This is a genomic window from Bacillus sp. SSR7, assembly GCF_055902415.1.
Genome location: NZ_JBVVXV010000035.1, coordinates 1 through 8788, shown reverse-complemented (window position 1 = coordinate 8788; position 8788 = coordinate 1). Strand labels below are relative to the sequence as shown.

General features: G+C 34.1%; 10 protein-coding genes and 2 pseudogenes. 10 read left to right on the top strand and 2 right to left on the bottom strand.

The annotated features are described in order from the left end of the window. Window positions 1-707 (top strand): annotated as a pseudogene (locus AC0NJG_RS28410) (S-layer homology domain-containing protein); the annotation flags it as partial. Window positions 708-970: 263 nt separating this feature from the next. On the opposite strand, the gene AC0NJG_RS28405 reads toward AC0NJG_RS28410, so the two are convergent. Together AC0NJG_RS28405 and AC0NJG_RS28400 are read right to left on the bottom strand one after the other, a co-directional pair. After that, window positions 971-1399 (bottom strand): ImmA/IrrE family metallo-endopeptidase, encoded by a 429-nt coding sequence (locus tag AC0NJG_RS28405; RefSeq protein ID WP_000673786.1) that lies wholly within the window; start codon window positions 1397-1399, stop codon window positions 971-973. A gap of 22 nt (window positions 1400-1421) precedes the next feature. Next, window positions 1422-1850, bottom strand: coding sequence for a helix-turn-helix domain-containing protein (locus AC0NJG_RS28400; protein WP_087953800.1), 429 nt, complete (start codon window positions 1848-1850; stop codon window positions 1422-1424). Between the two features lie 136 nt (window positions 1851-1986). On the opposite strand from AC0NJG_RS28400, the gene AC0NJG_RS28395 reads away from it, so the two are divergent. The 9 genes and pseudogenes from AC0NJG_RS28395 (at window position 1987) to AC0NJG_RS28355 (ending at window position 8413) form a co-directional block, all read left to right on the top strand. Beyond that, complete coding sequence (locus AC0NJG_RS28395; protein ID WP_087953799.1) at window positions 1987-2223, top strand: helix-turn-helix transcriptional regulator; 237 nt, start codon at window positions 1987-1989, stop codon at window positions 2221-2223. Between the two features lie 86 nt (window positions 2224-2309). Then, complete coding sequence (locus AC0NJG_RS28390; protein WP_087953798.1) at window positions 2310-3206, top strand: DnaD domain-containing protein; 897 nt, start codon at window positions 2310-2312, stop codon at window positions 3204-3206. Window positions 3207-3310: 104 nt separating this feature from the next. Beyond that, window positions 3311-3697, top strand: coding sequence for a hypothetical protein (locus AC0NJG_RS28385; RefSeq protein ID WP_087953797.1), 387 nt, complete (start codon window positions 3311-3313; stop codon window positions 3695-3697). A gap of 237 nt (window positions 3698-3934) precedes the next feature. Beyond that, the gene (locus tag AC0NJG_RS28380) at window positions 3935-5053 is read left to right on the top strand and encodes a lysozyme family protein (protein WP_087953796.1); all 1119 of its coding nucleotides are present in this window, start codon (window positions 3935-3937) and stop codon (window positions 5051-5053) included. A gap of 106 nt (window positions 5054-5159) precedes the next feature. Continuing rightward, window positions 5160-6122: a M23 family metallopeptidase gene (locus tag AC0NJG_RS28375; protein WP_132134965.1), complete on the top strand. Its 963-nt coding sequence runs from the start codon at window positions 5160-5162 to the stop codon at window positions 6120-6122. Window positions 6123-6505: 383 nt separating this feature from the next. Next, window positions 6506-6801 (top strand): annotated as a pseudogene (locus AC0NJG_RS28370) (hypothetical protein). 78 nt (window positions 6802-6879) lie between these two features. Continuing rightward, window positions 6880-7116, top strand: coding sequence for a hemolysin XhlA family protein (locus AC0NJG_RS28365; RefSeq protein WP_087953793.1), 237 nt, complete (start codon window positions 6880-6882; stop codon window positions 7114-7116). Further along, entirely contained in the window at window positions 7116-7355 is a 240-nt protein-coding gene (locus AC0NJG_RS28360; RefSeq protein WP_087953792.1) for a holin, read from the top strand. The genes AC0NJG_RS28365 and AC0NJG_RS28360 overlap by 1 nt, the downstream gene beginning before the upstream one ends. Beyond that, on the top strand, window positions 7352-8413 hold the full coding sequence (locus AC0NJG_RS28355; RefSeq protein ID WP_087953791.1) for an N-acetylmuramoyl-L-alanine amidase: 1062 nt from the start codon (window positions 7352-7354) through the stop codon (window positions 8411-8413). Before AC0NJG_RS28360 ends, AC0NJG_RS28355 begins: the two co-directional genes overlap by 4 nt. The last annotated feature ends 375 nt before the right edge of the window (window positions 8414-8788 follow it).

The window sequence follows — 8788 nt, the reverse complement described above, 5'->3', positions numbered from 1 at the left end:
AGACAAAGCCAGAAACAAAACCAGAAACAAAACCAGAAACAAAACCAGAGACAAAACCAGAGACAAAGCCAGAAACAAAACCAGAGACAAAACCAGAGACAAAACCAGAAACAAAACCAGAAACAAAGCCAGAGACAAAACCAGGAGTAACGCCAATAGGTATTCCCAATGCGTTAGTGACAGATGATTTTTTCTTTGATAGATATTCTATTGAAATTTCACCTGTAAGAGAGCAATCTATTTCTAAACAAGGTCAAAATCTTGTTACTGAAGTAAATAAGAAATATAATGCGAATTTAAGATATAGATACGTAGCATCAGAAATTGATCTATATACTCCTAATTTGCCAAGAATGATTGATTCTCATGGTTCATTTTCGTTTGTTGGGAAGGATGCAGATAATTTCTATTTCGTGTTTGTCGTTGACAAGTCAACTGTTGAGCTAGCGGAAAACTGGATGCATATGATAAATCCGAACTTCAATCTTGATAAAGAGATTGATAGACTAGTAAATCCAAGTCCAGAATTAAAAAAAGAAATTGATAGTTTTGTAAAAAACAATAAAGATTATATCAATCGTTTTGAAAAAGATAATCATAGCGTAGAAATAGGTATAAGTCCCCTACATTCAATAAGCCCTGGAGAGTCTGTAGTTACTCTAAATCCAGATTACTCTATATTACACGTTTCTGTAAAAACAAAATAATATTTAAGTAATGTATCGATTTTCGTACAAGGAAGTATGGACAATATTAGAGGTTAAAGATTTTTCGAAAAAGACCGACTGTTATTGAAGTGCACCCCAATTGTTATAAACATAATTAACAATTGGAGGTGCATTTTTATATTCGATTTAACTGTATAGATTTTTTAAATAATAGATACTATTTCATTTCTTTTGCTTTAACGATGGAGCATTCTCTTTTTCTCGTCAGCGTTTGAAGCAATAATTAAAATGTCTTAATTCCTTTAGCAAGGCTTGTAAAATTCCAACAGTTCAACTGGAATATTATTTTTGTATGCTATACATGCTTTTGTATCACCAGGCTGAATGGTCTTTTTGTCAATTAACAAAAGCGCAGCAAACGTATTTGCTTCTATCTCTAATTTATCAACGGAAAAGAATGTATTTTTACGTAGAAAGGGTGTATTTGCATGAGTATGTAGGACCGCATGTCCTAATTCATGAGCACAAACAGTTCTCTGCATAGATGGAGATAAATTAGTATTAATAACAATGAAACGATTTCTTTTTTCATATTTATAAAAACCATTTATTTCTTCATGTAAATCCCATGTTAGTACATGTATTTTTAAGTAATCAGCAAGCTCATAGGGGTTTGTCGTGTTGTATTTGGTGCTAAGTTGTTGGACTAGATCTCTAATGACGAATTTCAATGTATTCCCTCCTAAGCTTGCATCAGTTATCGTCTGGATTACGATATTTCTTAGGCACGTATTTTTTATTGATTACTTTCGTTTGTTTGACAATGTAATCCATTGCATCTAATAGTGATTCTACAGCTTCTTGACTCATAGGTTCACCAGAGAACATTAACCCATCTTCTCCTTGCAGGTCCTTTTTTATTTCTTCCATTCTTTTTGCTATGTCTTTCTCATCTTTTGGTGTTAATTGCTTCTTAGCTTCGTCCGTAACAGCTCGTCCTAGTAAATAGTCAGCTGAAACTGAAAAGCAATCCGCTAATTTAGTTAGAACATCATGTGGAGGGAATCTTTCTTCTGATTCGTAGTAGCCTATCATTCTTTGGGATACTCCAATTTTTTCAGCCAATTGTTTTTGTGTTAAATTTTCTTTTTTTCGTAAGGATTTTATTCTAACTCCTATCACATTGTTCACCTCTCTAATTGAACTAATTGTTCTCTTTGGATTTATTTTAGCACAAAAAGTTCCTTTTTGCATTGACAATGAACAATTAGTTCTTTAATCTATATTTAGAACTAATTGTTCTTACGGAGGTGGATTAATGGGTAACAAAATGTATGAACCGGAAAAGAAGTTATATAAAGAACTTGCTGGTTATTGTGGGGTTACGGAACGATATATTCGAATGATTGATCAAAAAGAAAGAATCCCTTCAATGAGAATTGCTAAAAAGATTGCACAGTTTTTTGATATGAGTGTAGACGATATTTTTTTTAATAATAAATCGAACTTTAAGTTCTTTTTAACCTCGTGTTGGTGTGAAAAGGGTGGAAAATAAATTTCGTAATGAGAAAGTGAATAGTAGTGAGTACCGAACTTTGAAAGTAGATATTTGTTCTTAATAATAATGGAGAGGTAGATATTATGGGAATTCTTCGAGTTAAAAAGGATCATAATTATTCCGTCATCAATAATACAGGGTTAAAAGATAAAAGGCTTTCTTGGAAGGCGAAGGGGATATTAGCATACATACTTACACTTCCAGATGATTGGGTGTTTTATAGAGAGGAATTATCTCAACATGCAAAAGATGGTATTAATAGCTTAAGAGCTGGAATGAAGGAATTAAAAGAGTATGGATACATTAAAAGATTTCCGATTAGAGATGAAAAAAATAAAATTGTAAGATGGGAGACAATTATTTACGAAATCCCAGTGGTTGATTTTCCACCAGTGGAAAACCTACCTGCTGAAAATCCTGTTAATGGGAATCTACTGGTGGAAAATCGCAAGCTACTAAATACTGATTTAAAAAGTACTAAAAAACTAAACACTGATACACAAAATAAGGATCATCATCATGATAATCAGGAAAAATCACTCTCACAAAGATTGATAAATGAAGATTTCAAAATAAGTTATAAATTTTTGCTGAAGAATGGAATATTGTTAAGTGAAATAGCTATTGCAGAGCTGGGTGAATTTTGCGAAGCATTAGGTAGTGAACTAATTTTGGAAGCAGTAAAGAGATCAATTGATGAGAATATACCAAAGTGGAGGTATGTACGTGGAATTCTTAAAAATTGGGAAAGTCAAAAAGTAAAAACAATTAATGATGTAGTTGTGTTAGATGCACAGTTTGATCTTTGTAAGAATAAGGAGCGATCTAGGTCAGGGTATACCAAACGAAAAGAACTGGTACCAGAATGGCTACGTGAAAAAGAAGAAGTTCCAGAAGAGCAGCCTATACAAAATAATGAGTTAACTATTGAAGAAGAGCGTGAGAGATTAAAAGCTTTATTAAGAAAATATAAATCATAATTAATATTCGTGAATTCGATTAAAAGGATAATAAAGGTTACTTTACCTTTGGTGATATTAATAAGAAACAGAATTTAATTAAAGAAAAGTAGGGGGATTATTAGATGCTTGACTGGATGAAAGATTATCAGAAACTAGAAGAAGAAATTACGTATATAGAATTTAACTTAGACAAATCAAAAGCAGAGTTAAAGCGCTGGACTAGTGGTGACTTGCAACATGTACGATTAACTACTGAATCAGAAGGTGCTAAGGTAGAAGGTCGTGTTGAAGCTATTGAATATGAATTAGGACATAAGATGAATGAAATGTTCGATTTAAAGATTTTAATTAATAAGTTTACTGGATTAGATCATCAAATACTTAAAATGAAGTATGTTGATGGAATGACTTTAGAACAAATAGCGTTTGAGTTGCATTATAGTACAGGGTATATCCGACGAAAACATGCTGAAATAAGAAAGATTGTCAAATTTTTAGATGGGTATTAATGTTACCTTTTTGTAGGCTACATGCGGTGTACAGAAAGTATTGAAAAAGTGATTTATAGTAGTAATATAAGATTTCGACGAAAGAGCAACTATTTTATGGTTGCTCTTTTTGTTGTGAAAGAAGGTGAGCAACATGAAGTAATTTTATAGATTTATGGGTATTTGGCTGATAGTCATATTTAGTGAAGTAATAGTATTTTAGACAAAAATAATAGGGAAATAAGGAGATGTTTAGTAATGAGTATATTAGCTGCTTCAGTTAAAACAAAGAATTTGCCACAACAAGTGTTACGTTGGCAATCAATGGTAGAAAGTGAATGTTCTGCACAAGGAGTACCTGAGTTAATTCCTTACGTACTTGGAATCATTATGGTGGAAAGTGACGGGAATTCTGAAAAAACACCTGATATTATGCAATCAAGTGAATCACAAGGGTGGCCAATGAATACAATTAAAAATCCTAAAGATTCAATTTATTATGGAGTGAAGCATCTAAAAGGAGCTTTTGATGATGCGAAAAAAAATGGTATTACAGATTTAAGTGCCATTGTTCAATCATATAATTTTGGACGAGCTTACCTTCGCTGGTTAGCTTCAAACAAGAAACAACATTCATTACCGGTGGCGGATCTGTATTCTAAAACGGTTGTTGCACCATCACTTGGAAATACAACAGGTGCCATGGTTCGATATAGTAATCCAATTGCTGTGGCATACAATGGTGGCTACCGATATAAAAACGGAGGGAATTTCTTCTACGCTGAAATTGTTAAGCAATATGTTGATTTTGATGGGGGAACTAATCCTTCTGAAAATAAAGAACCATCAGAGTGGGCGAGAAGTGCATGGAAGTGGGGATTAGAAAAAGGAATTGTAGATGGGAATTCACATCCACATGGAACGGTAGTAGAAGAAATCTTGGTACACATGTTACAACGTGTATACAACAACAAAGTATTTTTAGGTACTGGAAGTGCAGTATCCTTCGCTATTGATACAAGTTACCGGAATGGAGAACCGTCAGAATGGGCGAGAGACGCATGGAAGTGGGGTCTAGAAAAAGGGATTGTAGATGGAAATTCACATCCACATGGAGAAGTGACAGAAGAAATTCTGGTACACATGTTGCAACGTGTATACAACAACAAAGTATTCTCAGGTACTGGAAGCTCAGGAGCATTTGCCACTAATGTAAGTTATCAAAATGGAGAGCCATCAGAATGGGCGAGAGATGCATGGAAATGGGGATTAGAAAAAGGAATTATAGATGGGAATTCACATCCACATGGAAAAGTAACAGAGGAAATTTTAGTACACATACTACAACGATGTACAAATAATGGGGTATTTAAGTAATTATAAGACTTTCATATTATAAAGATTCTTGTCAAATAAAAAAGTAAACGAAGGTACTCATTTAAGTACCTTGATTATACTGTGCAAAAAAGAAAGGAAGATTAGTATGGCAAAGTTTATTTATCCAACAGATACAACGAGAGTAACAAGTGGTTTTAGAGGCAGCAGACCAAATCACCATGGGATAGACCTTGCTGAAGCAGGGTATCATCCGATTTATGCAGCGACTAATGGAAAAGTTAGTCGCTCGTATTTTTCATCTAGTTACGGTGAATGTATTATGATCGTGCATACTATTGATGGAGTTACATGGGAGACTGTATACGCTCATATGCGTAGTGGTTCTCGAACGGTGAACGTAGGAGATTATGTTACCCAAGGACAAACTATTGGAGTTATGGGGAACACTGGGGATTCTAGTGGCCAACACTTACATTTTGAACTGCATAAAGGCGGCTGGAATATTAATAAGAGTAATGCTGTGAACCCATTAGACCATTTAGGAAAAGGACCCGATCCCTCTGAAAATAAAGAGCCATCAGATTGGGCAAAAGATGCATGGAAATGGGGATTAGAAAAAGGAATTGTAGATGGAAATTCACATCCACATGGAACAGTTTTAGAAGAAATTTTAGTACACATGTTACAGCGTGTATACAATAACAAAGTATTCTTAGGTACTGGAAGCGTAGTATCTGTTTCTATTGATACAAGTTATCGAAATGGGCAACCATCGGAATGGGCGAGAGATGCATGGAAATGGGGACTAGAAAAAGGGATTGTGGATGGAAATTCTCATCCACATGGAGAAGTGACGGAAGAAATTTTGGTACACATGCTGCAACGTATATACAATAACAAGGTATTCTCAGATTCTAGAAGTACAGTATCAATCGCATCTAATGTGAGCTACCAAAATGGAGAGCCATCAGATTGGGCAAGAGATGCATGGAAATGGGGATTAGAAAGAGGAATTATTGATGGGAATTCACATCCACATGGAAAAGTGACAGAAGAAATTTTAGTGCACATTCTACAACGATGTGCGAATAATGGAGTATTTAATTAAATAAAAAGCCTGATTCTTATTCTACTAATCCCTGTCTAATAGACAGGGATTAAAATTTATAATTAGAAGATTTAAATTCACAAATCGTTTGTTTTTAGTGTAGCTGAACTAAGTGTATACAATCTACGTTGTGTTTTAGAAATAGTATATGTTTACTAGAAACATATTTTTGATATTAGGTTACGACGTAAGTGATCCGAATTGGTAGTTTTTCTGTTAAATACTGCACTCATTAAATATCTGAATATTCTTTCTGGTCGGAGAGTAAATATTACTCCTTTCATTAAATTAAGATATTATTTTTCAAACTACATAGCAAAATTTACGTACTAAATGAGATTGTTAGAAAATCAATAAACAAAATTAAAACGGGAGAGGAAGATATGACAAATACACATCCAGAGGAAAATCAATTTCAGAACCAAATTCTAAATCAAATCATGCCAAGTGATGACAATAAATTTATGGAAATTGATGACGTTGTGGATAATTTAGTGAATGCTGGGATTATTACCGCTAGCAATTTTAACGTCAACGTGGAGCTGTTTAGAGGAAGTCCAATTACTGTTTCCATTGTAAAACGGGAAACCCAGCAACAGAGGTTCCTACAAAAGTAGTTAACGAGGATATTATTGAGGGACATATTGAGGTGGACGTTAAACCAGAAGGGATTAAATAATGAGATGCAAAGCCAAATGTATGTATATTAAGATTTTTAATTTTTAATTAAATACGAAGTAGGAGAGAGGTGGAAATAATGGATGGTTTGCAAGAAATGAAAGGTGATGTTCAGGAAATAAGGCAAGATATTAAAGATATACGATTAGAGATTAGAGGTTTAGAAATGAGGACAGCAGGTAATGAAAAAGACATTATTAATATTAATAAGCAATTAGATAAGATTAGTGCAAATACAACATGGATATTACGCCTTATTATTGGTGGAATAATTGGAGCAGCTCTGACCTTCCTCGTGAAAGGTGGCGGTATGTAATGATTGAAATTACGGCAATGATTGGGGTTGTTATAGGGTTATCGCAAATTGCTAAAACAAATGGATTGCAAACAAAATATATCCCAATATTTAATTTGACGCTTGGCATTATACTGGGTGTTTTATTTTTGTCTCAAGATTTCAAAATGAATATATTTCAAGGAATGATTATCGGATTGTCAGCAAGTGGATTGTTTGACCATACGAAAATTATAAAAAAGGATGACAATAGGAAATGAAAAAGAAATACAAATACAAATACATTCTATCCATATTTGTTGCTATGATTTTAGTAATATCAATTGGAACAAACACATTTGCTGATAGAATGCTACTTATTCCAGATGTACCTAACCAGCCTTATCGTTACGGTGTTGATGCTTATGAAGGTGTTGTGGCACATTCTACAGCCACCCCTGAGGCACCAGCAATTAATATTCAAAAATATGAGTCTCGTACATGGCGTTCAGCATTTGTTCACTATGCAGTTGATTGGGATGAAAAGATTCAAATTGCATCAACAAAATATCGAGCATGGGGCGCAGGTCCGGCAGCAAATGTAAGATTTGTTCATGTTGAATTGTGTGAAACAAGTAATTCATTGAAATTCAAACGTTCTTATGAACGGTATGTAGAGTTAATCGGAGCAATCTTGCGGGAACGAAATATTCATCCTTCTAAAGGACTATGGACACATAGGGATGTTACTTATAAATTAGGTGGGACAGATCATGAAGATCCCCTGGATTATCTTCGTAGTCATGGTGTATCTGAGGCTCAATTTCGAGTGGATGTACTAAATTCCTATAACAGAGATTCAGTTAAGGTTGATGTTAAACCACAAAAGTCAAATGAATTATCTAGCACAGTGGAGGCAAATGGTGTTGTATATATTGAGGGATACAATGTAAACCTTCGTTCTGGACCATCAACATGGAATAGTGTCATTCGCAAACTACAAAAAGGAGAAGCGTATAAAGTAGGTAGGAAAGTAGGAAGCTGGCTAGACCTTGGAGGTAATGAATGGATTTATTATGATTCCTCATACATTCGTTACAATGGGACAGAAGCCTTTACTGTAGTTGGTAAAAGGGTTATTTCTAAAGTGGCCAATTTACGCTTTTATGAATCTCCATCTTGGCAGGATAAGGATGTTGCTGGTCTTGTAGATGCAGCATTAGGATTTACGATAGATGCGAAAGTAAATGTCAATGGATTGTCACAATATAAAGTACACAATAGCAAAGGAAAAACATACTATGTAACAGCAAATGAAGCCTATGTGTATGTGAGGTGAAAAAGGACCGTTTCCTGTAGTGGAGATGGTTCTTTTTATTTTTGTTTAGTTAATATTCACTAATTCATTAAACTTAAAATTAGTACTCAAATCGAATTCAGTTGTACAATATACAAAATGTATTAACAATAAACCTTGCAAACTCTGAACTTAAAATTTTATCATTTTAGCCAAGAAGACTCCTTCCTCAAGGAACGCGAAGTGAGTAGGTGGGAGATGAATTGGCTTCGAACAAGAGATGGCAGGAAGCCATCTTAATTGTTCGACATACATAAAGTGTTACTTCACTATCCATCGAATGTACGTTTGGTGTATAATATTCATATACCGAAATGGAGGTGAATCAAATGATAATTAATAAAGCCTTTAAGTTTC

Coding starts and splice junctions, on each gene's coding strand:
- AC0NJG_RS28395 (WP_087953799.1), top strand. CDS start 1,987: ATGGGTAACAAAATGTATGAACCGGAAAAGAAGTTATATAAAGAACTT.
- AC0NJG_RS28390 (WP_087953798.1), top strand. CDS start 2,310: ATGGGAATTCTTCGAGTTAAAAAGGATCATAATTATTCCGTCATCAAT.
- AC0NJG_RS28385 (WP_087953797.1), top strand. CDS start 3,311: ATGCTTGACTGGATGAAAGATTATCAGAAACTAGAAGAAGAAATTACG.
- AC0NJG_RS28380 (WP_087953796.1), top strand. CDS start 3,935: ATGAGTATATTAGCTGCTTCAGTTAAAACAAAGAATTTGCCACAACAA.
- AC0NJG_RS28375 (WP_132134965.1), top strand. CDS start 5,160: ATGGCAAAGTTTATTTATCCAACAGATACAACGAGAGTAACAAGTGGT.
- AC0NJG_RS28365 (WP_087953793.1), top strand. CDS start 6,880: ATGGATGGTTTGCAAGAAATGAAAGGTGATGTTCAGGAAATAAGGCAA.
- AC0NJG_RS28360 (WP_087953792.1), top strand. CDS start 7,116: ATGATTGAAATTACGGCAATGATTGGGGTTGTTATAGGGTTATCGCAA.
- AC0NJG_RS28355 (WP_087953791.1), top strand. CDS start 7,352: ATGAAAAAGAAATACAAATACAAATACATTCTATCCATATTTGTTGCT.